The organism is Bradyrhizobium sp. cir1 (genome assembly GCF_014198245.1).
Classification (GTDB): domain Bacteria; phylum Pseudomonadota; class Alphaproteobacteria; order Rhizobiales; family Xanthobacteraceae; genus Bradyrhizobium.
The window spans coordinates 64,581-91,179 of the sequence record NZ_JACIHE010000025.1 but is presented as its reverse complement, the minus strand read 5'-3'; the positions used below and the strand labels follow the sequence as shown (position 1 = coordinate 91,179).

Annotated in this window: 23 protein-coding genes; 13 read left to right on the top strand and 10 right to left on the bottom strand. The window is 64.1% G+C overall.

Features of this window, described 5'->3' with window-relative positions:
• Nucleotides 1–155: 155 nt before the first annotated feature.
• The gene (locus tag GGD63_RS33530) at nucleotides 156–458 is read right to left on the bottom strand and encodes a hypothetical protein (protein ID WP_246785762.1); all 303 of its coding nucleotides are present in this window, start codon (nucleotides 456–458) and stop codon (nucleotides 156–158) included.
• 131 nt (nucleotides 459–589) lie between these two features.
• Here GGD63_RS33530 and GGD63_RS33525 point away from each other — a divergent pair, with 131 nt between their 5' ends.
• Entirely contained in the window at nucleotides 590–955 is a 366-nt protein-coding gene (locus GGD63_RS33525; protein ID WP_183248551.1) for a helix-turn-helix domain-containing protein, read from the top strand.
• Between the two features lie 59 nt (nucleotides 956–1,014).
• On the opposite strand, the gene GGD63_RS33520 is transcribed toward GGD63_RS33525, so the two are convergent.
• Nucleotides 1,015–1,695 (bottom strand): MBL fold metallo-hydrolase, encoded by a 681-nt coding sequence (locus GGD63_RS33520; RefSeq protein WP_183248549.1) that lies wholly within the window; start codon nucleotides 1,693–1,695, stop codon nucleotides 1,015–1,017.
• A gap of 163 nt (nucleotides 1,696–1,858) precedes the next feature.
• Here GGD63_RS33520 and GGD63_RS33515 point away from each other — a divergent pair, with 163 nt between their 5' ends.
• Nucleotides 1,859–3,454, top strand: a complete 1,596-nt coding sequence (locus GGD63_RS33515; RefSeq protein WP_183248547.1) for an alpha-amylase family glycosyl hydrolase — start codon at nucleotides 1,859–1,861, stop codon at nucleotides 3,452–3,454.
• A gap of 170 nt (nucleotides 3,455–3,624) precedes the next feature.
• Here the strand turns inward: GGD63_RS33515 and GGD63_RS33510 are convergent, their stop codons facing one another.
• The gene (locus GGD63_RS33510; protein WP_183248545.1) at nucleotides 3,625–5,325 is read right to left on the bottom strand and encodes an alpha-amylase family protein; all 1,701 of its coding nucleotides are present in this window, start codon (nucleotides 5,323–5,325) and stop codon (nucleotides 3,625–3,627) included.
• Between the two features lie 308 nt (nucleotides 5,326–5,633).
• Between GGD63_RS33510 and GGD63_RS33505 the strand changes: the two genes are divergently transcribed.
• On the top strand, nucleotides 5,634–6,122 hold the full coding sequence (locus GGD63_RS33505; protein WP_172788010.1) for an MmcB family DNA repair protein: 489 nt from the start codon (nucleotides 5,634–5,636) through the stop codon (nucleotides 6,120–6,122).
• A gap of 285 nt (nucleotides 6,123–6,407) precedes the next feature.
• Here the strand turns inward: GGD63_RS33505 and GGD63_RS33500 are convergent, their stop codons facing one another.
• Entirely contained in the window at nucleotides 6,408–6,962 is a 555-nt protein-coding gene (locus GGD63_RS33500) for an ActR/PrrA/RegA family redox response regulator transcription factor (RefSeq protein ID WP_018644326.1), read from the bottom strand.
• A gap of 103 nt (nucleotides 6,963–7,065) precedes the next feature.
• Complete coding sequence (locus GGD63_RS33495; protein WP_183248544.1) at nucleotides 7,066–8,388, bottom strand: ActS/PrrB/RegB family redox-sensitive histidine kinase; 1,323 nt, start codon at nucleotides 8,386–8,388, stop codon at nucleotides 7,066–7,068.
• Nucleotides 8,389–8,495: 107 nt separating this feature from the next.
• Between GGD63_RS33495 and GGD63_RS33490 the strand changes: the two genes are divergently transcribed.
• From GGD63_RS33490 to GGD63_RS33475, 4 genes are all read left to right on the top strand, one after another.
• Complete coding sequence (locus GGD63_RS33490; protein WP_183248541.1) at nucleotides 8,496–9,302, top strand: ABC transporter ATP-binding protein; 807 nt, start codon at nucleotides 8,496–8,498, stop codon at nucleotides 9,300–9,302.
• Between the two features lie 113 nt (nucleotides 9,303–9,415).
• Nucleotides 9,416–10,222: an ABC transporter permease gene (locus GGD63_RS33485; RefSeq protein WP_183248539.1), complete on the top strand. Its 807-nt coding sequence runs from the start codon at nucleotides 9,416–9,418 to the stop codon at nucleotides 10,220–10,222.
• A 121-nt stretch (nucleotides 10,223–10,343) separates the two neighbouring features.
• The gene (locus tag GGD63_RS33480; protein ID WP_183248537.1) at nucleotides 10,344–11,672 is read left to right on the top strand and encodes a polyhydroxyalkanoate depolymerase; all 1,329 of its coding nucleotides are present in this window, start codon (nucleotides 10,344–10,346) and stop codon (nucleotides 11,670–11,672) included.
• Nucleotides 11,673–11,890: 218 nt separating this feature from the next.
• The gene (locus tag GGD63_RS33475) at nucleotides 11,891–12,730 is read left to right on the top strand and encodes a M48 family metallopeptidase (protein ID WP_183248535.1); all 840 of its coding nucleotides are present in this window, start codon (nucleotides 11,891–11,893) and stop codon (nucleotides 12,728–12,730) included.
• Nucleotides 12,731–13,076: 346 nt separating this feature from the next.
• On the opposite strand, the gene GGD63_RS33470 is transcribed toward GGD63_RS33475, so the two are convergent.
• Nucleotides 13,077–15,290 carry a transglycosylase domain-containing protein gene (locus tag GGD63_RS33470; protein WP_183248533.1) on the bottom strand — a complete coding sequence of 738 codons (2,214 nt, stop codon included), beginning with the start codon at nucleotides 15,288–15,290 and terminating at the stop codon, nucleotides 13,077–13,079.
• Nucleotides 15,291–15,471: 181 nt separating this feature from the next.
• On the opposite strand from GGD63_RS33470, the gene GGD63_RS33465 reads away from it, so the two are divergent.
• On the top strand, nucleotides 15,472–15,897 hold the full coding sequence (locus tag GGD63_RS33465) for a DUF1330 domain-containing protein (RefSeq protein ID WP_183248531.1): 426 nt from the start codon (nucleotides 15,472–15,474) through the stop codon (nucleotides 15,895–15,897).
• Nucleotides 15,898–16,060: 163 nt separating this feature from the next.
• Here GGD63_RS33465 and GGD63_RS33460 read toward each other — a convergent pair whose 3' ends face one another.
• The 3 genes from GGD63_RS33460 to GGD63_RS33450 all read right to left on the bottom strand — a co-directional run bounded on the left by GGD63_RS33460 (nucleotide 16,061) and on the right by GGD63_RS33450 (nucleotide 19,265).
• Nucleotides 16,061–17,287: an ABC transporter substrate-binding protein gene (locus tag GGD63_RS33460; RefSeq protein ID WP_183248529.1), complete on the bottom strand. Its 1,227-nt coding sequence runs from the start codon at nucleotides 17,285–17,287 to the stop codon at nucleotides 16,061–16,063.
• 247 nt (nucleotides 17,288–17,534) lie between these two features.
• The gene (locus GGD63_RS33455; protein WP_183248527.1) at nucleotides 17,535–18,776 is read right to left on the bottom strand and encodes an ABC transporter substrate-binding protein; all 1,242 of its coding nucleotides are present in this window, start codon (nucleotides 18,774–18,776) and stop codon (nucleotides 17,535–17,537) included.
• Between the two features lie 132 nt (nucleotides 18,777–18,908).
• Complete coding sequence (locus GGD63_RS33450) at nucleotides 18,909–19,265, bottom strand: DUF1304 domain-containing protein (RefSeq protein WP_183248557.1); 357 nt, start codon at nucleotides 19,263–19,265, stop codon at nucleotides 18,909–18,911.
• A 98-nt stretch (nucleotides 19,266–19,363) separates the two neighbouring features.
• Here GGD63_RS33450 and GGD63_RS33445 point away from each other — a divergent pair, with 98 nt between their 5' ends.
• Nucleotides 19,364–19,894, top strand: coding sequence for a methylated-DNA--[protein]-cysteine S-methyltransferase (locus GGD63_RS33445; protein ID WP_183248525.1), 531 nt, complete (start codon nucleotides 19,364–19,366; stop codon nucleotides 19,892–19,894).
• Between the two features lie 141 nt (nucleotides 19,895–20,035).
• On the opposite strand, the gene GGD63_RS33440 is transcribed toward GGD63_RS33445, so the two are convergent.
• Nucleotides 20,036–22,825: a [protein-PII] uridylyltransferase gene (locus GGD63_RS33440; RefSeq protein ID WP_183248523.1), complete on the bottom strand. Its 2,790-nt coding sequence runs from the start codon at nucleotides 22,823–22,825 to the stop codon at nucleotides 20,036–20,038.
• Nucleotides 22,826–23,013: 188 nt separating this feature from the next.
• Here GGD63_RS33440 and GGD63_RS33435 point away from each other — a divergent pair, with 188 nt between their 5' ends.
• The 4 genes from GGD63_RS33435 to GGD63_RS33420 all read left to right on the top strand — a co-directional run bounded on the left by GGD63_RS33435 (nucleotide 23,014) and on the right by GGD63_RS33420 (nucleotide 26,423).
• A complete protein-coding gene (locus GGD63_RS33435; RefSeq protein ID WP_183248521.1) occupies nucleotides 23,014–23,985 on the top strand; it encodes an aliphatic sulfonate ABC transporter substrate-binding protein in 972 nt (323 codons plus the stop codon).
• 240 nt (nucleotides 23,986–24,225) lie between these two features.
• The gene (locus GGD63_RS33430) at nucleotides 24,226–25,071 is read left to right on the top strand and encodes an ABC transporter permease (protein WP_183248519.1); all 846 of its coding nucleotides are present in this window, start codon (nucleotides 24,226–24,228) and stop codon (nucleotides 25,069–25,071) included.
• A gap of 4 nt (nucleotides 25,072–25,075) precedes the next feature.
• Complete coding sequence (locus GGD63_RS33425) at nucleotides 25,076–25,861, top strand: ABC transporter ATP-binding protein (protein ID WP_183248516.1); 786 nt, start codon at nucleotides 25,076–25,078, stop codon at nucleotides 25,859–25,861.
• A gap of 52 nt (nucleotides 25,862–25,913) precedes the next feature.
• Nucleotides 25,914–26,423, top strand: a complete 510-nt coding sequence (locus GGD63_RS33420; RefSeq protein WP_080133676.1) for an OsmC family protein — start codon at nucleotides 25,914–25,916, stop codon at nucleotides 26,421–26,423.
• Nucleotides 26,424–26,599: the final 176 nt, after the last annotated feature.

The following is a 26,599-nucleotide window of genomic DNA, read 5'->3' as shown; positions in this document are numbered from 1 at the left end:
GACAGGCCGGACATATGGATGCAAGCGATCCGATCAAACCTCAAAATGCTCTTGTGCCACGGGGGCCGTCCACATATGGGTCCCGGATCTGCGCTTGCGCTTGTCCGGGACGGCGGCGGAGTTAGTGGCGACGCCGTCGCTTCAGCCCAGCGAAACTACCCCGTCTGATCGATCACCTCGATCGGCGTCACCGTCACCTCGCCGCCGGCGACCTTCCGCGTTGCCTCCTGGTAAGCCCTGAAGAAGTCGCGCGATTGCAGCGTCTTCTGCGCGGCATCGTCGCTGGCGCTGGCGAGGTGGAAGTAGCTGCCGTCGTCTCTAGCCTTCAGGACGCGATAGCCGATCCGTCCCTTCAGTTCCGGATCCGCATCGATCGCCTTGATGAAGCGGCCGATCTCCCGGTGCCATTCCTCCGTCGTGCCGTTCTTGAACTGGTATCTGATCATGAACTGCTTCATGTGACGCTCCCTGTTCGTCATGTGCGTCATCATCTGCGCGCTGGATACGATCCTGCAAGTACGGACAAAATTGATAGTATGGACTTTTTCGCGATCGGTCATATCCTTATCCCGCACATGGAGGAAACGACATGGCGAAGACTTCCCCCGCGCGCGCCTGTCCGGTTGCGGCGTTTCAGAAGATGATCAGCGGCAAGTACAAGCTGCGCATCGTCTGGGATCTCAAGGACGGCCCGCGCCGCTACGGCGAGATCAGAAGCGGCCTGCTGCGCGGCACGTCAGGCAGCGCCGAGGTCACCCCGCGCGTGCTCAGCCGTGAATTGAAGGCGCTGACGATGAGCGGCCTGATCGACCGCAAGGATTTCGGCGAGGTGCCGCCGAAGGTCGAGTATCGCCTGACGCGGAAAGGAAAGAGTTTTGTGCCCGTCGTCGCGGCGATCCGCGAATGGGGTGAACGAAACCTCGGCGAGCCCGTGCTCACCGAGGCTGCCGAATAGAGCATGATCCGGAAAAGTGTGAAGCGGTTTTCCGATCAGATCATGCTCGAATAAAATGCCTACATCTCGCCGGTGATGAACGGATTGGTCATCCGCTCCTGGCCGATGCTGGAGCCGGCGCCATGGCCGCAGATGAAGCCGACGTCGTCGCCGAGCGGCAACAGTTTCGTCTTGATCGAGTTGATCAGCGTGGCGTGACTGCCGCCGGGAAGGTCCGTGCGCCCCACCGAGCCCGCGAACAAGACGTCGCCGACATGGGCAAAGCGCAGATCCTTGTTGAAGAACACCACGCTGCCGGGCGAATGGCCGGGGCAGTGCAGGATGTCGAACGACAGTCCGCCGATCGACACGCTGTCGCCTTCCTCGAGCCAGCGGTCGGGCGCGAAATTGCGCACGCCGGTCATGCCGAAACGCGCGCCGCTCTCGACCACGTTGTCGAGCAGGAACTTGTCGCCCTGATGCGGGCCCTCGATCGGCACCTTCAGCGCGTCGCGCAAGTCCGCCGCACCGCCGACATGGTCGATATGGCCGTGGGTCAGCCAGATCTTCTCCACGGTAACGCCGGTCTGCTTGATCGCGTCCAGGATCTTCGGCACGTCGCCGCCGGGGTCGATCACAACGGCCTTCTTGCTCGGCTCGTCCCAGATGATGGTGCAATTCTGCTCGAACAGCGTCACGGGAACTATGATCGCGCCGGCCTTGGCTTGCGAGGATTCCTGGGAGTCATTTTGCTCGGTCATGGGCGCCACAATGCCGATTTTTGCCATGCCGCCAAGCAAAAGATTCGTGCGAGAGACCGGGGAACAGGTCACACGGCCGTCCCAATTGGCTCGCCAATCTGAAGCCGGGCATTGCTTCCGCGTTCTCCCGCGCGGGAGGCAATCTTTGGATGGTATTTGCGACATGGCTCAGGGCGAGAAGTGGTGGCGCGACGGCATCTTCTATCAGATCTATCCGCGCTCCTTTCAGGACAGTGACGGCGACGGCGTCGGCGACCTCGCGGGCATCCTGAAGCGGCTGCCTTACGTGAAATCGCTCGGCGTCGATGCGATCTGGCTGTCGCCGGTCTTCCCCTCGCCGATGGCCGATTTCGGCTACGACATCTCGGATTATACCGGCATCGAGCCGCTGTTCGGCACGATGGCGGATTTCGACGCGCTGCTCAGCGCCGCCCATGACAACGGCCTGAAGCTGATCCTCGACCTCGTGCCGAACCATACCTCGGACCAGCATCCCTGGTTCATCGAGAGCCGCGCCTCGCGCGACAATCCCCGGCGTGACTGGTACGTCTGGCGCGATCCGAAGCCCGATGGCAGTGCGCCGAACAACTGGCTGTCGGAGTTCGGCGGCAGCGCGTGGCAATTCGACGAGACCACGGGGCAGTATTACTACCACGCCTTCCTCGCCCAGCAGCCGGACCTCAACTGGCGCAATCCCGATGTCCGCGCCGCGATCTACGACGTGATGCGGTTCTGGCTGGAGAAAGGCGTCGATGGTTTCCGCGTCGACGTGATCTGGCACCTGATCAAGGACGCCGAATTCCGCGACAATCCGCCGAACCCGCATTACGTCGAGGGCCGGCCGCCGAACGAGAAGATCCTGACGCAATACTCCACCGACCAGGACGAGGTGCATGACGTGATCGGCGAGATGCGGCGCGTCACCGATGCGTATTCTGCCCGCGTCTTGATCGGCGAGATCTATCTGCCGCTGCATCGCCTGATGGCCTATTACGGCAACGACCTCACCGGCGCGCAGATGCCGTTCAACTTCGCGCTGCTCTCGACCTTCTGGAGCGCGCGCTCGATCGAGACGATCATCGAGGATTACGAGAAGGCGCTGCCGCGCGGCGCCTGGCCGAACTGGGTGCTCGGCAATCACGATCGCCCGCGCGTGGCGAGCCGCGTCGGCCCCGAGCAGGCCCGCGTCGCCGCCATGCTGCTGCTGACCTTGCGCGGCACGCCGACGCTCTATTACGGCGATGAGATCGGCATGCATCAGCTCGCGATCGCGCCGGAGGATGTGCGCGATCCCTTCGAGAGGAACCTGCCCGGCATCGGAGTCGGCCGCGACGGCTGCCGCACGCCGATGCAGTGGGATTCGTCCAACTTCGCCGGCTTCTCGGAAGCGAGGCCGTGGCTGCCGCTGCCCGAGGACCATGTCCGCGAGAACGTCGCCAATCTCGAAGCCGATCCGCGCTCGATCCTCAGCCTCTACAAGCGCCTGATCGCGTTGCGGCGGGATTGCCCGCCGCTGGTCACCGGCGACTATCATCCGATCGCGGCGCAAGGCGACTTGCTGATCTATCGCCGCGTGGCGGAAGGCAAGTCGGTCATCGTCGTGCTCAATCTCGGCCCCGACCCGATCGCGGTGACGACGAGCGCGATACGGTTTGGCAGCGAGATATTGATCTCAACGTTCCTGGATCGTGAGGGGGAGAAGCTGGAGGGGGTGCTGGATTTGCGCGGGAATGAGGGGGTGGTGGTGGCGTCGCCCTAAAATGTGACACGAGGCGACGGCGTCATTCTCCGGTGTCGTCCTGGACAAGCGAAGCGCAGATCCAGGACCCATTACCACAGCGCGCAGTTTGACGAAGGCCGGTGGTCATCAGCTCGCGCGCCAACGACCTCTCGGGGTAATGGGTCCTGGCTTTCGCCAGGACGACGTGATCATCCCGGATACTTCTTTCCCCGCACCGTCGCGTCGTCGATATCGCTTCGCTTCAGCAGATAGTCCAGCCCCCCGACGCGGTACCAGCGATAGCCATACGGCTCCAGCACGACACGGTGCTGGCCGCGCTTGTCGGCGTGGCTGTGGTCTTCCGCGAGCAGGTTGATCAAATGCGCGCCGGCCTCGCCCGATAGCCCCGCCGAGAACGCGACCTCGCGCGGCTTCTCGTCGAGATTGTGCACGAACAGCACGGAATTGTTGCGCCAGTCGTAGCGCATGATGAACACGGCGGGATCGCGCACAGGAATGATCGTGAACTCGCCCCAGCCGACCTCCGGCACCTCTTTCCGCATGCGGACGATGCGCTCGGTCCAGTTCAGCATGGAATTGGGATCGCGCCGCTGTTTTGCGACATTGACGTGCGGAAAGCCGTAAGGTCCCCCGTCGATGACGGGGCAGGCCGGCTTGTCGTTCTTGGTGAAGCCGCCATGCGGCTCGGTCGACCATTGCATCGGCGTGCGCGCGCAGTCGCGTTCGGGCAGCGACAGATCATCGCCCATCGCGATCTCGTCGCCGTAGCGGATGACTGGCGTTCCCGGCAGCGTGCACATCAGGCTGTAGGCGAGCTCGAGCCGCCGGCGGTCGCCGCCCAGCATCGGCGCAAGGCGCCGGCGGATGCCGCGATCGTAGAGCTGCATGTCCTTGTCGGGGCCGAAGCATTTGAACACAGTATCGCGCTGCGCCTTGGTCAGCCTGCCGAGATCGAGCTCGTCGTGATTGCGCAGGAACAGGCCCCATTGCGCCGTCGCCGGCCGCGGTCTTGTTGCTTTCAGCGCCTTGGCAAGCGGACGGGAATCCGCGGACGCCAGCGCATAGAACAGATGCTGGTTGACGTGGAAGTTGAACATCATGTGCATGCGGTCGGCGTCGCGGCCGAAATATTCCATGTCGGTTTCCGGCAGCACATTGGCTTCCGCGAGGATGATGGCGTCGCCCTGCCGCCATTGCAGGAATTCGCGGAACGCGCGCAGCATGTCGTACTGCTCGACCGGCTCCTTCACCTTCGCGCCCTTGGTCGCGATCACGAAGGGCACCGCGTCCATGCGAAAGCCGGAGACGCCGAGCTGGATCCAGAAGCCCATGATCTTCAGGATCTCGGCCTGCACATGCGGGTTCGAGGTGTTGAGGTCGGGCTGGAAATCGTAGAAGCGATGGAAATACCAGGCGCCGGATTCCTTGTCGCGCGTCCAGGTCGATTTCTGCACGCCGGGAAACACCATGCCCTTGTTGGCATTCGCCGGCTTCTTGTCCGACCACACATACCAGTCGCGATAGGGCGAGCTCTTGTCGCGCCGCGCTTCCTTGAACCAGTGATGCTGGTCGGAGGTGTGGTTGACGACGAGGTCGATGATGATGCGGATGCCGCGCTGCTTGCAGCCATGGGCGAACTCGACGAAATCGCCGAGCGTGCCGTAGCGGGAATCGACGCTGTAGAAATCGGCGATATCGTAACCGTCGTCGCGGCCGGGCGAGGTCTGGAACGGCATCAGCCAGATCGTGGTGATGCCGAGCCCGTGCAGATAGTCGAGCCGGCGCAAGAGGCCCTTGAAGTCGCCGACGCCATCGCCGTCGGCGTCCATATAGGAGCCGACGGAAAGGCAATAGATCACGCCGTTCTTGTACCAGAGATCGTCGATCATGCGCGAGCAGCCGATGGTTCCGCCGAGTTGCGGCGGCTGCGTGATAAGTGCGTGGGGAAGGGGAGGTTCCCGCGCGTCTCCGCATACTCACTGTCGTCCCGGGGCGCGCGAAGCGCGAGCCCGGGACCCATAACCACAGGAAGGAGTCTTGCGATGACTCGGAGTGCCCGCGTCGCTTCATAACCGGTCGCTGTGGCTATGGATTCTCAGATGCGCAATTGCGCATCATAGCTCGCGCCAAGTGGCGCGCCCCGGAATGACGGATGGAGAGAGTGTCCGCCCCTTATGGAATCGGCTATCCTCCATCCATGGACAACACCGCCCGCATCACCCTCGTGCCGCCGCCCGATCGCCGCCAGTCGGAAACGGCGCTGGCCATTGCGCGCGGGACGGCGCGGCTGCTCCGTTCGCTCGGCTTCTCCTGCATCAGCGAATTGCCGCTGCCCTCGGGCCGGCGCGCCGATCTGGTGGCGCTGAACGAGCGCGGCGAGATCTGGATCGTCGAGATCAAATCGTCGGTCGAGGATTTGCGCGCCGACCAGAAATGGCACGAATACCGCGCCCATTGCGACCGGCTGTTCTTCGCCTTCACGCAGGATCTGCCCTGCGAGATCTTTCCTGAAGACACCGGCCTGATCATCGCGGATGCCTACGGCGCGCACCTGCATTGCGAGGCGCCGGAGCACAAGCTCGCTGCCGCCACCCGCAAGCAGATGACGGTGCGGTTTGCGATGGCGGCGGCCTTGCGGATCAACCGCCTGGTCGATCCGCAGGGGCACGCGGATTTTTGGGAGTAGCGGCGCCGCAAAAATAATGGTGCCGTAGGGTGGGCAAAGCGTAGCGTGCCCACCAAACCAGTCGATCATGATCGGAAAGATAAGGTGGGCACGGCGCGTTGCGCCTTTGCCCACCCTACGAGACCTGTGTCCCGTCATCCTGAGGTGCGAGGCATGGGACGCAACGCGTCCCATGGGGAGCCTCGAAGGATGCACGGCCCCGATGCAGCCGGGCCGTCGCCCTTCGAGGGCCGCCGAAGAGGCGGCCACCTCAGGGTGACGGTGAAAGAGAGTAGAGTGTCGAAATTACCTCGGCGCGCGCTTGGCGAGGATGCGCTGCAGCGTCCGCCGGTGCATGTTGAGGCGGCGCGCCGTTTCCGAGACGTTGCGGTTGCACATCTCGTAGATGCGCTGGATGTGCTCCCAGCGCACGCGGTCTGCGGACATCGGGTTGGTCGGAAGCTCGGATTTCTCCGCGCTGGTCGAGAGCAGCGCGGCGACGACGTCGTCGGCGTCCGCGGGCTTCGACAGATAATCGATCGCGCCCATCTTCACCGCGGTCACGGCAGTGGCGATGTTGCCATAGCCGGTCAGCACGATCGCGCGTGCGTCCGGGCGCTTCTTCTTCAGCGCCGAGACGACGTCGAGGCCGTTGCCATCACCGAGCCGCAAGTCGACAACCGCGAATGCCGGCGCCGCCTTGCCGATCTGCGCAAGACCGTCCGAGACGGTGTCGCACGACGTCACCGAAAAGCCGCGGGTCTCCATCGCGCGCGACAAGCGCTCCAGAAACGGCTTGTCGTCCTCCACGATGAGAAGCGAGCGGTCGGCCTGTTCATTCAGTTCGGCGATGGCGTTCAAGGTGATATCCTCTCTCCAGCGCGTTGACATATGGCCTCGCAATCGCGCGGTGCCAAGGCCGCCAATGGTCGATCGGCCCTTTTGTGCGACGCAAGGTCGCGGTCTATCCTATTGTTTCTTCGAGCGTCTCGATAGCCTCAAAACGCTGCCTGGGCCATGTGATGTGGACCACCGCGCCGTGTTCCGGAAAGATCCGGTTGGTAAACGAGACCTTGGCGCCGGTGCGTTCGAGCAGGGTGCGCGCGATGAACACGCCGAGGCCCAGGCCGCGCCGTTCGCCGCTGCCGTCGTCCTGGGTGCGCCGTCGCGACAAATACGGCTCGCCGATCCGGTTGAGGATATCAGGCGGAATGCCCGGGCCGTCGTCGGAGATCAGGAGCTCGATCGTGTCCATGTTCCACCAGGCGTTCACCTCGACGGTGGTATGGGCGAAATCGACGGCATTCTCGACGATGTTGCCGAATCCGTAGAGGATCGCCGGGTTGCGCGAGCCGACCGGCTCTGCGAACGCGGGCACCGCGATCCGCACCTTGATCTCGACGCCGAAATCGCGGTGCGGGGCCACGACTTCCTCGATCAGCTCCGACAGCTTCATGCGGTCGAACGGCGCGCCGGTGGAGGAGAGCTGGGTGATCTTGCTGAGGATGTCGCGGCAGCGCTGGGTCTGCTCGCGCAGCGTCTTCAGGTCCGCGGCGAAGCTCGGATCCTTCACCGTCTTTTCCAGCTCGCGCGAGATCAGGAAGATGGTCGCAAGCGGCGTGCCGAGCTCGTGCGCGGCCGCGGCGGCGAGGCCGTCGAGCTGGGTCAGATGCTGCTCGCGTGTCAGCACCAGCTCGGTCGCGGCCAGCGCGTCCGCGAGCTTGCGCGCTTCCTCGGTGACCTGGAACGAGTAGAGGCTGGTGACGCCGATCGCGAGCACGATCGAAAGCCAGACGCCGACGAGATAGATCGGCGGCAGCACCAGTGGATCGTCGGAATCCCAGGGCAGCGGCAGGTGGAAGAAGAACAGCACCGAGGCGCAGGCGACCGCGAGCACGCCGAGGCCGAAGGTGAAGCGGGCCGGCAGCGCCGTCGCCGAGATCAGCACCGGCGCGAGAAACAGGAACGAGAACGGGTTCTGCAATCCGCCGGTGAAGAACAACAGCCCCGCCAGCTCCACGATGTTCAGCGCCAGCAGGCCGGCGGCCTGCATCGGCTCCAGCCGCTGCATCGGATTGGCAACGGTCTGCAGGCCCAGATTGAGCGCGGCCGACAGCGCGATGATGCTGACGCAGGGGACGATCTCGACGTTGAACTCCAGCCCCTGCGCCACGATGAAGATCGCCGCGAGCTGGCCCAGCACCGCGAGCCAGCGCAGCCGCAGGATGGTGTCGAGGCGGATATGCCGCTGCGCGTGGCGGAAGTCGGAAGCGGCAATTTCGGTCATATCGGCCAATGTGGCGGTGCCTTCTGGATCACAAACGCTGGGCTCGCGGAACCACCCCGATTACAAGCCTTGCGCTATCAGCTGCAATAGCAGAAGAACGGCCCAGCATGACCGAGAATGACAAGGCTTCAAGTCGGCCGACTGTCGCGGATTGGGGCGCCGCCTCCGCGGCGATCGCGGTCGATCACCTCGTCAAGCTCTACAAGCAGACCCGTGCCGTCGACGATATCTCCTTTTCGCTGCCGCGCGGCAGCATCACCGGGCTCCTCGGCGGCAACGGCGCCGGCAAGACCACGACCATCGCCATGATCATGGGTCTGGTGCTGCCGACCTCCGGCCGCGTGCAGGTGCTCGGGCATCGCATGCCCGAGCAGAGCGCTGCGGTGCTGGGGCGGATGAATTTCGAGAGCCCCTATGTCGACATGCCGATGCGGCTCACGGTGCGGCAGAACCTCACCATCTTCGGCAAGCTCTATGCGGTCAAGAACCTCGCTGGCCGCATCGCCGAACTCGCCGACGATCTCGACCTCACCGATTTCATCGACCGCGCCAACGGCAAGCTCTCCGCGGGACAGAAGACCCGCGTCGCGCTGGCGAAAGCGCTGATCAACCGGCCCGAGCTGCTCTTGCTGGACGAGCCGACCGCCTCGCTCGATCCTGACACCGCCGACTGGGTGCGAGGTCATCTGGAGCGCTACCGCCGCGACAACAACGCGACCATTCTTCTCGCGTCGCACAACATGCTCGAGGTCGAACGGCTCTGCGACCGCGTCATCATCATGAAGCGCGGCCGCATCGAGGACGACGACACGCCCGAGGCGATCATGGCCCGCTACAACCGCACCACGCTGGAGGAGGTGTTTCTGGACGTCGCCCGCGGCCGGGTGAACGGCGCGAAGGAGGCGGCGAGATGAGGGAGGTGGACTTGTGTGACTGCCGTAGCCCGGGTGAGCGCAGCGATACCCGGGACCGCTGCCGGCGAAGTCCCGGATTGTCGCTTCGCTCATCCGGGCTACGGGAGCGAGCCATGACCGACCTCTCCATCTCGCCCCACCGCATCGGCGCGATGATCCTGCGCTACTGGTATCTCTTGCTGTCGTCCTGGCCGCGGCTGCTCGAGCTCTTGTACTGGCCGGCGCTGCAGGTCATCACCTGGGGCTTCATCCAGTATTACATCGCCGAAAACGCCAGCTTCTTCGCGCGGGCCGGCGGCACGCTGATCGGCGCCGTCATCCTCTGGGACATCCTGTTCCGCGGCCAGCTCGGCTTCTCCATCTCGTTCCTGGAGGAGATGTGGGCGCGCAACCTCGGCAATCTCATGATGAGCCCCTTGAAGCCCATCGAGTTTCTGCTGTCGCTGACGGTCATGAGCCTGATCCGGCTCGCCATCGGCATCGTCCCGATGACGCTGCTCGCGCTGTTCCTGTTTCACTTCAACGTTTATGCGCTCGGCCTGCCGCTGATCGCTTTCTTCTGCAATCTGATCTTCACCAGCTGGTCGGTCGGCATCTTCGTCTCGGGGCTGGTGCTGCGGCACGGTCTGGGCGCCGAGAGCATCGTCTGGACCTTGATGTTCGCGATCATGCCGCTCGCCTGCATCTACTATCCCGTCAGCGTGCTGCCGGTCTGGCTGCAATATGTCGCCTGGGCGCTGCCGCCGACCTATGTGTTCGAGGGAATGCGCGCGCTGCTGATCGAGAACACCTTCAGGATCGATCTGATGCTGGAGGCGTTGGTCATCAATGCTGTACTTCTGGTTGCTTCTTTTTGGGCATTCCTTGCCCTTTTGCGCAGCGCCAAAAAGCACGGCTCGCTGCTGTCGGGCGGTGAATAACGTCACTTTCTCGTGGATTCTGCTTGGTTTGGCCGTTCCGGCTACGTAGATGTACGGAACCATGCATTGACGCAATATTACGCATTCGGCAGTATGCTGCGATGCGAAGAGGAATATAGCGATGCCTATTGGTGAGTTTGGCGGCGCCCCGCCCCTGGCTGCAGAAGGCAGTCCGGTCCTGACGACGCCGATGTACTGGATGTACGAGATGGCCCACGCCTCTCTCAATCCGGCCCGTGCAGTCACCGACGCGACCAAGCTGCTGTTTCAGAATCCCCTCAATCCCTGGGCCCGTACCGAGGTCGGCAAGTCGGTCGCCGCGGCCTGCGAATTGTTCGAGCGCACCACGCGCCGCTACGGCAAGCCGGAATGGGGCCTCGACGACACCGAGGTCAACGGCATCCGCGTCCCCGTCGAGATCCGTTCGGTCTGGGAAAAGCCGTTCTGCCGGCTGCTCTACTTCGATCGCAAGTTCACCCGTCCGCTGCGCAGCCCGCAGCCGCGCGTGCTGATCGTCGCGCCGATGTCCGGCCACTATGCGACGCTGCTTCGCGGCACGGTCGAAGCCTTCCTGCCCGCGCATGAGGTCTACATCACCGACTGGGCCGATGCCCGCATGGTGCCGCTCAGCGAAGGGCGCTTCGATCTCGACGACTACATCGACTACATCATCGAGATGCTGCACGTCCTCGGTGGCAACACCCATGTGATGGCGGTGTGCCAGCCTTCCGTTCCCGTCGTCGCGGCCGTCTCGATCATGGAAGCGCGGCGCGATCCGTTCGTGCCGACCTCGATGACGCTGATGGGCGGCCCGATCGATACCCGCCGTAATCCGACCGGGGTGAACGACCTCGCCCAGCAGCGCGGCATCGACTGGTTCCGCAACCACGTCATCACCAAGGTGCCGTTCCCGCATCCGGGCATGATGCGTGACGTCTATCCGGGATTCCTGCAGCTCAACGGCTTCATCAGCATGAATCTCGACCGGCACATGGATGCGCACAAGCAGCTGTTCGCCAATCTGGTGAAGGGCGACGGCGACCTCGTCGACAAGCACCGCGACTTCTACGACGAATATCTCGCGGTGATGGATCTCCCGGCAGAGTATTACCTGCAGACGGTCGACACCGTGTTCGTGAAACACTCGCTGCCGAAGGGCGAGATGACCCATCGTGGAACCCGCGTTGATCCTTCCAAGGTCACGCGCGTCGCGTTGATGACGGTCGAAGGCGAGAACGACGACATCTCGGGTCTCGGTCAGACTGAAGCAACGCACGGTCTGTGCAGTTCGATCCCCGATCATCGCCGCGTTCATTACGTCCAGAAGGGCGTCGGACATTACGGCGTGTTCAACGGATCGCGTTTCAAGTCGGAGATCGTGCCGCGGATTCACGACTTCATGGTCTCGGCCGCGAATCCAAAGAGCTTGCAGGCTCTCGCAGCTGAATAATCCTGAATTTCGGCTTTCCCGTCGAAATTTCCGCCCCTGTCGGAGCCTCCGGCAGGGGCAAGTTCCCTCCAGATTCGCGGTATTTAGGTAGCGTTATAGGAGTGAGTCCTCCCTCACCCCTTGGGGGTGTCGCATGCATCCAGCGGGGGCGAAAAAAGCCGGTTCCAACCCCAGTCTGTAGGGTCTCCCGGACTGAAGAACCGCTGTATATTGGGCAAATGATTTGTTTTTGCGCCGAGCGCTTTCCCTGGCGGCGGTTATGGCAGAATCCGGGCGAACTCCTGCTCCCCGGACTGACAGACATGGCCACGCGCGCACTCCTCTATCGGCGGCCCCACGAACCAAAGACCCTCGTCATCACCCACGGATCGCAGTTTTTTGCGATCCGATTGCGCCGGCACCGCCGCGCGCGCCGCTACACGCTCAGAATTCATCCGAGCGATCGCGAAGCCATCCTCACCATGCCGCCGCGCGGCACGCTCGCGGAGGCCAAGGACTTCGCACAGCGTCACGGTGCGTGGATCGCGGCACGTCTCGGCCGCTTGCCGAAGGCTGCGCCGTTCCAGCCGGGCACGGTGATACCGCTGCGCGGCGTTCCTCATCGCATCGTTCATCGCGCAGGCACCCGTGGCACGGTGTGGACGGAGACGCGCGACAGTGGCGAGCGCATTCTCTGCGTGGCCGGTGGGGTCGAACATGCCGACCGTCGTGTGCATGACTTCCTCAAGCGCGAGGCGCGCCGCGACCTGCAGCGTTCGGCGGAAGCCTATGCCGCCGAGCTCAATGTCCGGGTCAAGCGGCTCTCGATCCGCGACCAGTCCAGCCGCTGGGGCTCCTGCACCTCGGCCGGCTCGCTGTCGTTCTCCTGGCGCCTGATCCTCGCGCCACCCTTCGTGCTCGACTATCTCGCCGCCCACGAGGTCGCCCATCTCGTCGAGATGAACCACTCCGCCCGCTTCTGGCGCGTCTGCGGCAGGGTCTGCCCGTCGATGGAGCGCGCCAAGAAGTGGCTCGACACGCACGGGAATGACCTGCACCGGTATGGGGTCGAGGACTAGGGCTCGCTGTTGGCATCTTGGGAGGTGTCATCGCCCGCCTTGTGCGCACTTGCGCACTGGGCGGGCGATCCAGTATTCAAGAGGCCTTAGTGATTGAATCGATGGGCCGCGGCGTACTGGATTCCCCGCCTTCGCGGGGAATGACAGTGGAGGGTGAGGCACCATCCAGCGCGTCTCGCTCGATTCTCGCCACATTTCACAATGATTGCGCGCTACGCGTGATTTGCCCCACCGCATCAAACGCTTCGTCGCATCCACCGCGCACCCTGCCGGTAATCCCCGCCTACTGTGCATGGGGTTGTTTTCGCAGTTCTTGTTTTGAGGTCACCAGCACCGCAATTCGCAGCTAGCGATTCCCGCCAAACAGCCGATCCATCAGCCAGCCATCGAGCCCGGCCGCCGCTTCCGGCCGCGCATTGGCGCGCGTGGGCGGCGGGCGATAGCCGCCAGCGCTCGCCGATGCGGGTCCCGGTGCAGGTGTCGGCGGCGACACTTGCGACGCTGCCTGCGCAAGGTTCGACAGACCCCAGCCGCCTGGTGAGCTCGGCAAGGCCGCCACCGGCACGCCCTCGTGGGCCGTGCGCATGAAGCGCGACCAGACTTCGACCGGCAGGCCGCCGCCGGTGGCCTTCTTGGTCGGCGAGTTGTCGTCGTTGCCGAGCCAGACGCCGGTGACGAGGTTGGCGGTGTAGCCGATGAACCAGGCGTCGCGGTAATCCTGGCTGGTGCCCGTCTTGCCGGCGGCCGGCCAGCCGGGGATCTCCGCCTTCTTGGCGGTGCCTGATATCAACGTCTCCCGCATCATCGTGTTCATCATGCCCACATAGCGCGGGTCGATGACCTGGTTGCGCTCGTCGGGCTGGCGCATGTAGAGCAGCTTGCCGCTGAGCGTCCTGATCCGGGTCACGACATGCGGCGTCACCGCGAAGCCGCCATTGGCGAACGGCGCATAGGCGCCGACCAGCTCGACCACCGAGACCTCGGAGGTGCCGAGCGCGATTGAGGCATTGGGCTCGAGTTTTGAGGAGATGCCGAGCCGGTGCGCGGTGCGCACCACGTTCTTCGCCCCGACCTCGAGGCCGAGGCGGATGGCGACGGTGTTGAGCGACATCGCCAGCGCCTGCGTCAGCGTCACGGCGCCGAAATATTCGTGGGTGTAGTTCTCGGGCTTCCAGCCCTTGACCTCGATCGGCGCGTCCTGGCGGACGGTGTCCGGCGTCAGGCCCTGCTCCAGTGCGGTCAGGTACACGAACGGCTTGAACGAGGAGCCCGGCTGGCGCTTGGCCGTGACCGCGCGGTTGTACTGGCTGTCGGAATAGTTCCGTCCGCCGACCATGGCGCGCACGGCGCCGTCAGGCGTCATCGCCACCAGCGCGCCCTGGCTGACATTGAACTTCACGCTCTTGGCGGCGAGCTCGTCGATGATGGCGGCTTCCGCCACGCTCTGCAGTTTCGGATCGATCGTGGTCTCGACCTTGATGCTCTCGTCGATCTGGCCGACCAGATCATCCAGCACCTCGCCGATCCAGTCGGCGACGTAATTGACCGTGCCGGCGCCGGCCGGCTTCACATTGTAGGAGGGATGGCCGATCGAGGCCTGCGCCTGCGCGTCGGTAATGAACTTCGCATCCGCCATCGCCGTGAGCACGATCTGCGCGCGGGCTTCCGCGCCTTCGGGGTTGCGGTTCGGCGCAAGGCGCGAGGGCGACTTGACGAGGCCGGCCAGCATTGCGGCTTCGGCGATGGTGACGTTCCTCGCCGACTTGCCGAAATATTTCTGCGCAGCAGCTTCGACGCCGTAGGCGCCGGAGCCGAAATAGACGCGGTTGAGATAGAGCTCCAGGATCTCGTTCTTGGAGTGCTTGCGCTCCAGCCAGATCGCGAGCTCCGCCTCCTGCAGCTTGCGCTGCATGGTGCGCTCCTGGGTCAGGAACAGGTTTTTGGCGAGCTGCTGCGTCAAGGTCGAGCCGCCCTGCGACACGCCGCGATGGAGCAAATTGGTGACGAGGGCACGCAGGATGCCGATCGGGTCGATGCCGAAATGCGAATAGAAGCGGCGGTCCTCAATGGCGATGAAGGCCTTCGGCAGATAAGGCGGCAGGTCCTTCAGCGCGACATTGGCGCCGGCCATTTCGCCGCGCTGCGCCAGCATGCTGCCATCGATGCCGACGATCTGGATCGTTGGCGGGCGCTTGGGAATTTCCAGCGACTGGATCGGCGGCAGATGGGCGCCGACATAGATCACGACGCCGATCACGGCGATGACGCCCCACAGGCTCAGCACCGCGCCCCAATAGACCAGGCGGCCGAGGCCGGCACCGAAGCGCGACTTCGATCGCCGCTTGGCGCCGCCGCGGCCGGCCGGTGCCTTGCGCTCGCGCGGCGGCTCCTCGCCGGCGTCCTCGCTCTTGCGCTTGGCGGATGGTTTCGCTGATTTCTTCGGCTTGTCCTCAGCCGCGTTGGGGATGCGGTCCGCAGGCGTCAGGCGCAGATCGGCGAGCGCCGCGGGCAAGCCGAACAGCGGCTCCTTCCGCCCACCCTTTTTCTTTCCCCACGCCATACGCAATACGCCCGGTCAGCCCGCCCCGCCGCACGCTAGCGGTCGCTGTTTAAGGTCGGGTTACCCCGGCGTTAACGCGCGATTAGGAGGTGCGGCATTCGCCCGCCGCAGTTCCGCTTCGCGGGGCCCAGCGCTAGGATCGACGCCACAAAACAAAAGGGAACTCACGAAGGGAGCACGCATGGGCCACATCGATCCGACCAAGGAGATCTTCGCGCAATTCCGGGAGAACGATCGCCCGGGCCCGATCCACATGCTCAACCTGGTGCGCTTGCGGAAGGAAGCGGCCTACCCCGACGGCCGCAAGGCCAGCGGCGCGGAAGCCTACGCGGCCTATGGCCGCGAGAGCGGCCCGGTGTTCGAACGCCTCGGCGGCCGCATCATCTGGCAGGGCAAATTCGAGCTGATGCTGATCGGCCCGCAGGATGAACGCTGGGACCATTGCTTCATCGCGGAATATCCGAGCGTCGGAGCCTTTGTCGAGATGATCCGCGATCCCGTCTATCGCGAGGCGGTCAAGCATCGTCAGGCCGCCGTGGAGGATTCCCGGCTGATCCGTCACGCGGTGTTGCCGGTGGGCAAGAATTTTGGCGAGATACCGGACTGAGCACGGAGAGCGCGTCTCTCTCTCCGTCGTCATGGCCGGGCTTGACCTGGCCATCCACGGTTTCTTGCTCGGTCATTCCGGGGCGGCTCGAAGAGCCGAACCCGGAATCTCGAGATTCCGGTTCGATGCTGTCGCATCGCCCCCGGAATGACAGCGAGAGAAACTAACCCGCCGGGCCCGCATCCTCCAGGATCGGGCCGAACAGCTCCCAGCGCTCGCCGTTGAACTTCATCATCTGAAGCTGCTTGTTGACGCGGTAGTCGGTCGCCGACGTGTTGGCCTTGATGCCGGGCAGGGCGGTGTCGCCGGTCACGTCCTTCAACGACGCCGCCTGCTTCATGACGTTCTCGCGCGTCAGGTTGTCGCTGCACTGCTGCAGCACATGAGCGAGGAGCTGGGCGGTGCCATAGCCATAGACGTTGAAGTTCGAGTCCTTGTCGCCGTCGGGATAGTATTTCGCCATGAAGTCGAAATATTTCTTCATGCCGGCATCGTCCTTCCAGGTCGGATCGAGCGGATCCTTGCCGTAGTTGACGCTGATGACGCCCTTGGCGGCGTCGAGCCCTGCCGGCTTCATCACCGCACCGACCGAGGTGGCGTTGATGTCGACGATCTGCACCGGGTGCCAGCCGATCTCGGCGATCTTCTTGATCGCCTGCGCCGCCTGCTTCGGCGTGGTGGCGCTGAAGAACAAATCGGTGCCGGCATCCTTGATCTTGAGGATCTGCGAATCGATAGTCGGATCGGAGACTTCGTAGGACGCTTCGGTCACGACCATCTTGGCGGCCTTGTCGCCGAGGCCGGCCTTGAGGCCGTTCAGATAGTCCTTGCCGAGGTCGTCGTTCTGGTAGAGCACGCCGATCTTGGCGTTCGGATGCTCCTTCAGAATGTACTGACCGTAGATGCGGCCCTCGACGAAGTAGTTCGGGTTGTAGCCCATGGTCCAGGGGAAGTTCTTGGGGTCGGTGAACTTCGAGGCGCCAGTGGCTGCGAACAGCTGCGGCACCTTCTTGGAATTGAGATATTTCTGCACGGCCGCGTTCGAGGGCGTGCCGATGATCTGGAAGGTCAGCAGCACCTCGTCGCTTTCGACGAGCTTGCGCACCTGCTCCACCGCTTTCGGCGGCGAATAGGCGTCGTCATACTGGATCAGGTTGATCTTGCGGCCGTTGATGCCGCCCTGATCGTTGATCATCTTGAAATAGGCGGCCTGGGTCTTGCCGATCGACGCATAGGCCGACGCCGGTCCCGAGAACGGCACGGTCTGTCCGACCTTGATCTCGGTGTCGCTGGCGCCCGGATCGTATTTTTTCTGGGCATTGGCCGCAGAGATCGACAGCGCCAGGGTCAGCGCCGTTGCCGTGGCCAGATGCAGCATTCCATTCCTCATTCGCAATTTCCTCGGTTTGTTATTGCCGATGATCTGCCGGGCGCTTGTGCCTCCGACGCCATCGCTGAGGGCGAGTGTGGAGGAGGCGTTGCTGCGACGCAAGGTGGGCGGCGCCCATCCTTTGTAGGGTGGGTTAGCCGTAGGCGTGACCCACCACTGTTCATCCACGGACGCAGAGAAGGTGGGTTACGCCCAGCGGACTACGCTTCGCGTAGCCGCTGCGCTAAACCACCCTACGAGATCGGGCCTAACCCGACGGGCCCGTGTCCTCGATGATCGGTCCGAACAGCTCCCAGCGTTCGCCGTTGAACCTCATCATCTGCATCTGCTTGTTGACGCGGAAGTCGTTCGGCCCGGTATTGATCTTGATGCCGGGCAGGGCGAAGCTCGGAGCGAAGTCCTTGATGTTGGCGACCTGCCTCATGACGTTCTCACGCGTCAGGTCGTCGCCGCATTGTTTCAGAACCTGGACCAGCAGCTCGGCCACCGAATAGGCATAGGTGTTGACGGTGTTGAGCTTGTCGCCTTCCGGGAAATACTTGTCCATGAAGGCGAAGAAGGCCTTCACGCCGGGATCGTCCTTCCACTGCGGATCGCTGGGCTCCTTGCCATATTGCGTCGAGATGATGCCCTTGGAGATGTCGAGGCCGGCCGGCTTCAGCGTGGCCGAGATCGGGCTCGCATTGATGTCGAGGATGTGCACCGGCGTCCAGCCGAGGTCGGCGAGCTTCTTGATCGCCTGTGCCGCAAACTTCGGCGTCGAGGCATCGAAGAACACGTCGACGCCCATCGACTTCAGCTTCACGACCTGCGAATCCACCGTGGGGTCGGTGACCTCGTAGGAGACCTCGCCGACGATCATGCTGGCGGCCTTGTCGCCGAGGCCGCTCTTGAGGCCCGCGAGATAGTCGCGTCCCATGTCGTCGTTCTGGTAGAGCACGCCGATCTTGGCGTTCGGATGCTCCTTGAGAATGTACTTGGCGTAGATCCGTCCCTCGGACACGTAGTTCGGATTATAGGCGATGGTCCAGGGATAGTTCTGCGGATCGTTGAAGCGCGCCGCGCCGGTGGAAGCCAGAAGCTGCGGCACCTTCTTGCCGTTGAGATATTTCTGCACGGCGGCGTTGGCCGCGGTGCCGATCAGTTGGAACGTGAACAGCACCTCGTCGCCTTCGACCAGCTTGCGCATCTGCTCCACCGTCTTCGGCGGCGAGTAGGCGTCGTCATACTGGATCAGGTTGATCTTGCGGCCGTTGATGCCGCCCTGGTCGTTGATCATCTTGAAATAGGCGGCCTGGGTCTTGCCGATATTGGCATAGACCGAGTAGGCGCCGGAGAACGGCACGGTCTGGCCGATCTTGATCTCGGTGTCGCTCGCGCCGGTGTCGTATTTCTTCTGGGCGAGGGCTTCACTTAAAAAGGCTTGGCTGGCGGAGAACGCGAAGGCGAGCGCCGCCGTGGCAGCTAGGAAGGCTCTGCGATTGCTCATGTGGGTTGTTCCTCCTGACGGAATTTTCGACCGATGGTCTTTTTCCGTTGTTGCAACGGTCGCCATCGCTGCCTGAGATTGTGGAGGAAGGGCCGCCGCCGCGCAAGGATCGCGGCGCTGCGCCGAAGCGTCTCAGGCGAGAATCAATGCAACCAGCGCGACCGCGGCCGGCAGCGCCTGAACGATCAGGATCCGCGTGCTGACGGTCGCCGCACCATAGGCGCCGGCCACGATCACGCAGAGCAGGAAGAACACCTTGATCTGGAACGCGAAGGCCGGGTTGCCGTGGACGAGGCCCCAGAGCAGGCCGGCGACCAGGAAGCCATTATAGAGCCCCTGATTGGCGGCCATGACTTTTGTGATCGCGGCCTTCTCCGGCGTATTGCGAAACACCTTCAAGCCTTGCGGCTTGTCCCAGAGGAACATTTCCAGGATCAGGAAATAGGCGTGCAGTGCGGCGACCAGCGCCACCAGGACATTGGCGATCAGGTTCAAGTTGAGCTCCCCAAAGCGTCAGCTTTCGGGTGGACGTTAGCATGGCCGCCATGGCAAGTGCGATGGGTGTGTTTCGATGGCCTGGTGCCGCAATGCCCGCTCGATCAACCAAGACGCCTGAACGCTTCGGCCTCGATCGCATGGCGACGCCGATCGGGATCGCGCTGCTCGTGACCGATGCCGAGGGCAATCTGCGGGCGCTCGACTGGGACGATTACGAGCATCGCATGCGCGAGCTGTTGCGCCTGCATTATGGCGCGATGGATCTGAGTGATCAGCCTGCGCCGACGGCGATGCGTAGTGCGCTGTCGGGTTATTTCGACGGCGATCTCGATCAGCTCTCAGGGATTGCATGGCGTATCGCAGGGACGCCATTCCAGCAGAAGGTCTGGAATGCGCTAGCTCACATCCCGGCCGGCACCACGATGAGCTACGGCGCGCTCGCCGCAAAGATCGACATGCCAAAAGCCATTCGCGCCGTCGGCCACGCCAACGGCTCCAACCCGATCAGTGTAGTGCTGCCGTGCCATCGCCTGATCGGCGCGGACGGCTCGCTGGTGAAATACGGCGGCGGCCTCGAGCGCAAGCGCTGGCTGCTGCGGCATGAGGGTGTGGAGGTTTAGCCACCCTGTCATTCCGGGGCGCGCGTAGCGCGAGCCCGGAATCCATCGGGCTACGCCGACGGTGCCGATGAATGGATTCCGGGCTCGCCGCTTGCGCGGCGCCCCGGAATGACGGGAGGAGGGAGATGCGCGCGATGGCCTTTAAGCCGCCGGCTGCACCGCCTTGTCGCCAGCCATCACATGGGTTAGCGCGCTCTTGATCGCGGACTGCCGCGTCGGCGCGTTGATCTGTGCGCCGAGGAGGTCGGTGACGTAGAACACGTCGCGGGCGCGTTCGCCGAAGGTCGCGACATGGGCCGAGGCGATGTTGAGATTGAGCTTCGAGATCGCGGTGGTCAGCTCGTAGAGCAGGCCGGGGCGGTCGAGGCCGGACACCTCGATCACGGTGTAGCGGTCGGACCATTGGTTGTTGATGGTCACTTCCGGCTCGATCACGAAAGGCCGCGCCTTGCTGCGCACCGTGCGCCGCGCCACCACTTCCGGCAGGCGCAGCTTGCCTTCCAGCACGTCCTCGATCATCTCGCCGATGCGCGTGGCGCGGCGGCCCTCGTCCTCGTCGCGGTCGTACTCGCGCGAGATCGAGATGGTATCGAGCGCACGGCCGTCGGTCGTGGTGTAGATCTGCGCGTCGACGATGTTGGCGCCGGCCGAGGCGCAGGCGCCGGCGATGATCGACAGCAGCCAGGGATGGTCGGCGGCGAAGATCGTCAGCTCGGTGACGCCGCGCACCTCGTCGAAGCCGACATTGATCGCGAGCTTGTGGCCGGCCTGCTCGCTGGAGCGCACGAAGCGGGCATGGCGGATTTTCCGCGGCAGCTCGACCTTGAGCCAGTAGGCCGGATAATGCCGGCCGATATAGGCATCGAGCTCGTCCTTCGGCCATTCAGCGAAGGCCATGCGGAACTCGGCATGCGCGGCGGCAAGGCGCTTGCCGCGGTCGACTTCCGAGAAGCCGCCTGTGAGCACCGGCTCGGTTTCGTAGTACAATGAGCGCAGCAGCTGCGCCTTCCAGCCGTTCCACACGCCGGGACCGACGCCGCGGATGTCGGCGGTGGTGAGGATGGTCAGGAGCTTCATCTGCTCGACCGACTGCACCACGGCGGCGAAATTCTCGATGGTCTTGCGGTCGGACAGGTCGCGCGACTGCGCGACCGTGGACATCGTCAGATGCTCCTCGATCAGCCAGGCCACGAGCTCGGTGTCGGCCGGGCTGAAGCCGAGCCGCGGGCAGAGCCGGCGCGCCACCTTGGCGCCGGCGATCGAGTGGTCCTCGGGCCGGCCCTTGGCGACGTCGTGCAGCAGCGTCGCGATATAGATCACCGACCGGTGCTCGGGCCGGGACTTGCGCATGAGGTCGCTGGCGAGGGTGAACTCCTCGACGCCGCCGCGCTCGATGTCCTGGAGGAAGCCGATGCAGCGGATCAGATGCTCGTCGACGGTATAGTGATGATACATGTTGAACTGCATCATCGAGACGATCTTGCCGAAGGCGCGGATGAAATGGCCGAGCACGCCGGTCTCGTTCATCCGCCGCAGCACGATTTCCGCGTTATCGGATGTCAGGATCTCCATGAACAGCCGGTTGGCCTCGGGATTCTCGCGGAGCTGCGCGTTGATCAGGCCAAGCGACCGCGTCACGTCGCGCATCGCATCCGGATGGAAGGCGAGGTTGTTCTTCTGCGCCAGGCGGAAGATGCGGATCAGATTGACCGGATCGTGCTTGAACACGTCGGGCGCGGCGACGTTGATGCGGTTGTTGTCGACGATGAAGTCGTCGCTGTCAGGCACGCGCCGCTTCACGGAGGTCGGGCGCAGCCGCGCCATCATCCGGCTGAGCACCGGCGCGGGCTTGGCCTGCTGGTCCTCGAGCTTGGCGCAGAGGATAGCGGTGAGGTTGCCGACTTCCTTGGCGACCAGGAAGTAGTGCTTCATGAAGCGCTCGACGTCCTGCATGCCGGGATGCGAGGTGTAGCCGAGCCGCACTGCGATCTCGCGCTGGAGGTCGAAGGACAGGCGCTCTTCGGCGCGGCCAGAGTAGAAATGCAGATTGCAGCGCACTGACCACAGGAAGTCGGCGCAGCGGCGGAAGGTGCGATATTCCTGCGCGTCGAACACGCCGCGCTCGACCAGCTCGTCGGTGTCGCGCACGCGATAGACGTATTTGGCGATCCAGAACAGCGTGTGCAGGTCGCGCAAGGCGCCCTTGCCGTCCTTGACGTTGGGCTCGACCAGATAGCGCGACTGGCCGCCGCGGCGATGCCGCTCCTCGCGCTCGGCGAGCTTTGCCGTGACGAATTCGGACGCGGTGCCCTGCACCACTTCCTTGTCGAAGCGCTCGACCAGCTCGTCATAAAGCGGCTGGTCGCCGGTGAGGAAGCGCGTCTCCAGGATCGCGGTGCGGATGGTCATGTCGCCGCGCGCCTGCCGGATCGATTCATCGACCGAGCGCGTGGCGTGACCAACCTTCAGGCCCATGTCCCAGAGGCAATAGAGGATGGCCTCGGCGACCTGCTCGCCCCAGGCGGTCTGCTTGTAGGGCAGGATGAACAAGAGATCGATGTCGGACTCGGGCGCCATCAGGCCGCGGCCATAGCCGCCGGTCGCGACCACCGCCATCCGCTCGGCCCCGCTCGGGATCGGCGATCGGTAGAGATGGCGCGTCGCCGCCGAATAGAGGATACGGATGATCTCGTCCTGCACATGGCACAGCCGCTCGGCACAGCGGCGGCCGTGACGGTCCTTGAGCAGGATCGCCTGCGCCGCGGCGCGCGCCGTGATCAGCTCGGCCTTGAGCAATTGCGCCATGGCAGTGCGGAACGCGTCCTCGCGTCCCTCGTGCTTCTCGGCAAGCGCATCGACCGCGGCGGTAATCCGCGCGGTGTCGAAGCGATCGTCCACCTGTGGCTTCTGCTCAGTTGCGACGCTGTCCATGTCTCACCGGATATAAGAGGTGACAGGCGCTGTCACCCGTCATTCGCTGGCAATAGTCGTTCCGTGCTGGAAAAGGCCGGCTTCGCACAAATCTGTTCTCGGCCGGCGCCCTTTCAAGGGGCGGATTTTCTCGTTGACCTCTAGATATAACTCATTGAAAAACAATGAAGTTTAGGAGGAGGCTGGGCATGACCTGGATGACACGACGCATTCTGCTGGCGGGAGCGGTAGCGCTTGCAATGACCCCCGCGGCAGAGGCCGCCGATCCGCTCAAGGAAATCCGCATCGACTGGGCGACCTACAATCCGGTGTCGATGGTATTGAAGCAGAAGGGGCTGCTGGAAAAGGAATTCGCCAAGGATGGCATCACCATCACCTGGGTGCAGTCGGCAGGCTCCAACAAGGCGCTCGAATTCCTCAATGCCGGCTCGATCGATTTCGGCTCGACCGCGGGCTCGGCGGCGCTGGTGGCGAAGATCAACGGCAACCCGATCAAGTCGATCTATGTCTATTCGCGTCCCGAATGGACCGCGCTGGTCACGGGCAAGGACTCCAAGATCGCTGATGTTGCCGATCTCAAGGGCAAGCGCGTTGCGGTGACGCGCGGCACCGATCCGCACATCTTCCTGGTGCGCGCGCTGCTCGGCGCCGGCCTGACTGAAAAGGACATCACGCCGGTGCTGCTGCAGCACGCCGACGGCAAGACCGCGCTGATCCGCGGCGATGTCGACGCCTGGGCCGGTCTCGATCCCATGATGGCGCAGGCCGAGGTCGAGGAAGGCGCAAAGCTGTTCTATCGCAAGGCCGACGCCAACACCTGGGGCATCCTCAATGTGCGCGAGCAGTTCTTGAAGGATCATCTGGACGCCGCCCGCCGCGTGCTCGCGGTGTACGAGGAGGCGCGCAAATATTCGTTGGCGAACTACGACGAGCTGAAGAAGACCTTCATCGCGGCGACGAAGCTCCCCGAGGCTGTCGTCGACAAGCAGCTCAAGGAACGCACCGAGCTCACCCACAGCCGCATCGGCGCGCCGCAGCGCGAGTCGATCCTTGCCGCGGGCCTCGCGCTGCAACAGGCCGGCGTGGTCGATGCCAAGGTCGACGTGAAGGCGACGCTCGATGCCCTGATCGACGACCAGGTCCCGCTGCCGACGAATTAGTCCGCAAGCGCGCGGCAAACTCCATTGTCGTCCCGGGCAAGCGTAAGCGCAGACCCGGGACCCATAACCACAGGGAGTGATTGTAGCACGAAGGCGGTCACTCCGAGTCACCGTAATCACGCCTTCCTGTGGCTGGGTCCCGGATCGGCGCGCGCTGGAGGCGCGCTTGTCCGGGACGACAGCGGAACGCGCGGCAATAGTAGTGTTGCATTCCCCCACCAGACGCGCTTCCTACCGGTCATGATCTCCGACGCGCCAGTGCTGCAACAATCCTCTGATACGGCCGAGAGTGCCGCCGCGCCGTCGCGGCTGTCGCGCTATGCGCGGCCGATGCTGGGCGTGCTGCTGCCGGTGACGCTCGCGCTTGGCTGGGAGCTCGTGGTCTGGTCCGGCTGGTCCAACGGGCGTCTGGTGCCACCGCCCTCGCGCATCTTCACCACCATCACCGAGCTTGCCCGCTCCGGCGAACTGGTTCGCCATATCGCCGCGACGCTGTGGCGCGTCTCGCTCGGCTTCGCCTTCGGCGTGGTCGCCGGCACGCTATTGGGTGCGATCTCCGGCTACTGGTCGCTGGCGCGGCGGCTGCTCGATCCGACCGTGCAGGCGCTGCGCGCGATTCCTTCGCTGGCATGGGTGCCGCTGTTCATCCTCTGGCTCGGCATTTTCGAGACCTCGAAGATCGCGCTGATCGCAGTCGGCGTGTTCTTTCCGGTCTATCTGGGTGTGATGGGCGCGATCCTCTCGGTCGATCGTAAGATCGTCGAGGTCGGCCGCACCTTCCGCCTCTCCGGCTTCGCGATGATCCGCCGCATCCTGCTGCCCGCGGTGCTGCCGGCCTATGTCGTGTCGTTGCGCGTTGGCCTGGGTCTCGGCTGGATGTTCGTAGTCGCGGCCGAGCTGATCGGTGCCTCCGAAGGCCTTGGCTATCTCCTGCTCGACGGCCAGCAGCTCGGCAAGCCCGCGCAGATCCTGGCCGCCATCGTGATCTTCGCCATCCTCGGCAAGCTCACGGATTGGCTGATCGAGATTGCGGCCGGACCGTTCCTGCGCTGGCAGGACGCCTTCGGTCGCGCGAAGGGAGCTTGAGGCGATGCTGGCGCTCGACCGGGTCAGCAAGACCTATCCCAATGGCGTGCACGCGCTGGCGCGCTTCTCCGCCGAGATCAGGCAGGGCGAGATCATCGCTATCATCGGTGGCTCCGGTTGCGGCAAGTCAACATTGCTCCGCGCCATCGCCGGCCTCGATCGGGCCAGCTCCGGCACCGTGACGCTCGACGACGAGGCGATCAGTTCGCCGCATGCCAAGATCGGCATCATCTTCCAGGAGCCGCGTCTGCTGCCCTGGCTCAGCGTCGCCGACAATATCGGCTTCGGCCTCGCCGACCTGCCCGCGACCGAGCGGCGCGAGAAAGTGGCGCGTGCGCTCGACCGCGTCGGGCTTGCCGACAAGGCGCAGGCCTGGCCGCGCGAGCTCTCCGGCGGGCAGGCGCAACGCGTCGCGATCGCCCGCGCATTGGTGCCGCAGCCGGAGGTGCTGCTGCTCGACGAGCCGTTCTCCGCGCTCGACGCCTTCACACGCAGGGATCTGCAGGATCATCTGCTCGACCTCTGGGCCGACACGCGGCCGACCTTGATCCTCGTCACACATGACGTCGACGAGGCCGTGGTGCTGGCCGATCGCGTGCTGGTGATGCGGCCGCGGCCGGGCCGGCTGTTCGACCAGATCGAGATCAATCTGGGCCGGCCGCGCGACCGCAATTCGTCGCTGTTCGAGACCTTCAAGCGGAGTGTGCTGACATCACTCGACCGTTCGCTCGACCGCCGCGTGCCCGACCGGGACGCAACCCAGGGTCCCGGCCAGGCCATGTGGTGGTGACAATGTCTCTCTGAGCCGGTACATCGAGGAGCGATTTTTCCGGGAGAGAACAATGGACGCCGCCGAACTGCGCCAGATGCAGGCTCCGATCAAGGAGCGCTACAAGGCCGATCCCAAGGCCGCGCTGATCACGTTGAAGGCCAAGGGTTCCACCGACAGCGAAGGTATCGCGTGCAAGGTCGAGACCGGCCGCGCCATCGCGATGGCTGGTCTGCATCCCGCCACCGGCGGCTCCGGCCTCGAGCTCTGCTCCGGCGACATGCTGCTCGAAGCGCTGGTCGCCTGCGCCGGCGTCACGCTGAAATCGGTCGCGACCGCGATCGAGGTGCCGCTGAAAACCGGCAACGTCTATGCCGAAGGCGATCTCGATTTCCGCGGCACGCTCGGCGTCGACAAGGAGACGCCGGTCGGCTTCGCCGAGATCCGCCTCCGCTTCGAGGTCGACACGCCCGCGCCGCAGGACAAGCTCGATCTGCTGCTCAAGCTCACCGAGCGCTATTGCGTGGTCTACCAGACCATCAAGAACGGCCCGAAGGTCTCGGTGTCGATGCAGCGGATGTGACTCTCTTACCCTCCCCTGGAGGGGGAGGGTCGATCGCGCGCAGCGCGAGCGGGGTGGGGTGATCTCTCCACTCGGGAACCGTATCCGTCGAGAGACTGTCACCCCACCCCGTCTCATATTTCGCTGCGCTCCATATGAGCCGACCCTCCCCCTCCAGGGGAGGGTAAGAAGCCAAA

What these genes read in the sequence shown, in the direction of transcription:
- GGD63_RS33490 (WP_183248541.1), top strand. Translation starts at nt 8,496, where the DNA reads ATGACCGAGAATGACAAGGCTTCAAGTCGGCCGACTGTCGCGGATTGG.
- GGD63_RS33520 (WP_183248549.1), bottom strand. Translation starts at nt 1,695, where the DNA reads ATGACCGAGCAAAATGACTCCCAGGAATCCTCGCAAGCCAAGGCCGGC.
- GGD63_RS33475 (WP_183248535.1), top strand. Translation starts at nt 11,891, where the DNA reads ATGATTTGTTTTTGCGCCGAGCGCTTTCCCTGGCGGCGGTTATGGCAG.
- GGD63_RS33435 (WP_183248521.1), top strand. Translation starts at nt 23,014, where the DNA reads ATGACCTGGATGACACGACGCATTCTGCTGGCGGGAGCGGTAGCGCTT.
- GGD63_RS33515 (WP_183248547.1), top strand. Translation starts at nt 1,859, where the DNA reads ATGGCTCAGGGCGAGAAGTGGTGGCGCGACGGCATCTTCTATCAGATC.
- GGD63_RS33480 (WP_183248537.1), top strand. Translation starts at nt 10,344, where the DNA reads ATGCCTATTGGTGAGTTTGGCGGCGCCCCGCCCCTGGCTGCAGAAGGC.
- GGD63_RS33430 (WP_183248519.1), top strand. Translation starts at nt 24,226, where the DNA reads ATGATCTCCGACGCGCCAGTGCTGCAACAATCCTCTGATACGGCCGAG.
- GGD63_RS33460 (WP_183248529.1), bottom strand. Translation starts at nt 17,287, where the DNA reads ATGAGGAATGGAATGCTGCATCTGGCCACGGCAACGGCGCTGACCCTG.
- GGD63_RS33470 (WP_183248533.1), bottom strand. Translation starts at nt 15,290, where the DNA reads ATGGCGTGGGGAAAGAAAAAGGGTGGGCGGAAGGAGCCGCTGTTCGGC.
- GGD63_RS33445 (WP_183248525.1), top strand. Translation starts at nt 19,364, where the DNA reads ATGCCCGCTCGATCAACCAAGACGCCTGAACGCTTCGGCCTCGATCGC.
- GGD63_RS33530 (WP_246785762.1), bottom strand. Translation starts at nt 458, where the DNA reads ATGAAGCAGTTCATGATCAGATACCAGTTCAAGAACGGCACGACGGAG.
- GGD63_RS33495 (WP_183248544.1), bottom strand. Translation starts at nt 8,388, where the DNA reads ATGACCGAAATTGCCGCTTCCGACTTCCGCCACGCGCAGCGGCATATC.
- GGD63_RS33465 (WP_183248531.1), top strand. Translation starts at nt 15,472, where the DNA reads ATGGGCCACATCGATCCGACCAAGGAGATCTTCGCGCAATTCCGGGAG.
- GGD63_RS33505 (WP_172788010.1), top strand. Translation starts at nt 5,634, where the DNA reads ATGGACAACACCGCCCGCATCACCCTCGTGCCGCCGCCCGATCGCCGC.
- GGD63_RS33440 (WP_183248523.1), bottom strand. Translation starts at nt 22,825, where the DNA reads ATGGACAGCGTCGCAACTGAGCAGAAGCCACAGGTGGACGATCGCTTC.
- GGD63_RS33420 (WP_080133676.1), top strand. Translation starts at nt 25,914, where the DNA reads ATGGACGCCGCCGAACTGCGCCAGATGCAGGCTCCGATCAAGGAGCGC.
- GGD63_RS33510 (WP_183248545.1), bottom strand. Translation starts at nt 5,325, where the DNA reads ATGATCGACGATCTCTGGTACAAGAACGGCGTGATCTATTGCCTTTCC.
- GGD63_RS33455 (WP_183248527.1), bottom strand. Translation starts at nt 18,776, where the DNA reads ATGAGCAATCGCAGAGCCTTCCTAGCTGCCACGGCGGCGCTCGCCTTC.
- GGD63_RS33425 (WP_183248516.1), top strand. Translation starts at nt 25,076, where the DNA reads ATGCTGGCGCTCGACCGGGTCAGCAAGACCTATCCCAATGGCGTGCAC.
- GGD63_RS33485 (WP_183248539.1), top strand. Translation starts at nt 9,416, where the DNA reads ATGACCGACCTCTCCATCTCGCCCCACCGCATCGGCGCGATGATCCTG.
- GGD63_RS33525 (WP_183248551.1), top strand. Translation starts at nt 590, where the DNA reads ATGGCGAAGACTTCCCCCGCGCGCGCCTGTCCGGTTGCGGCGTTTCAG.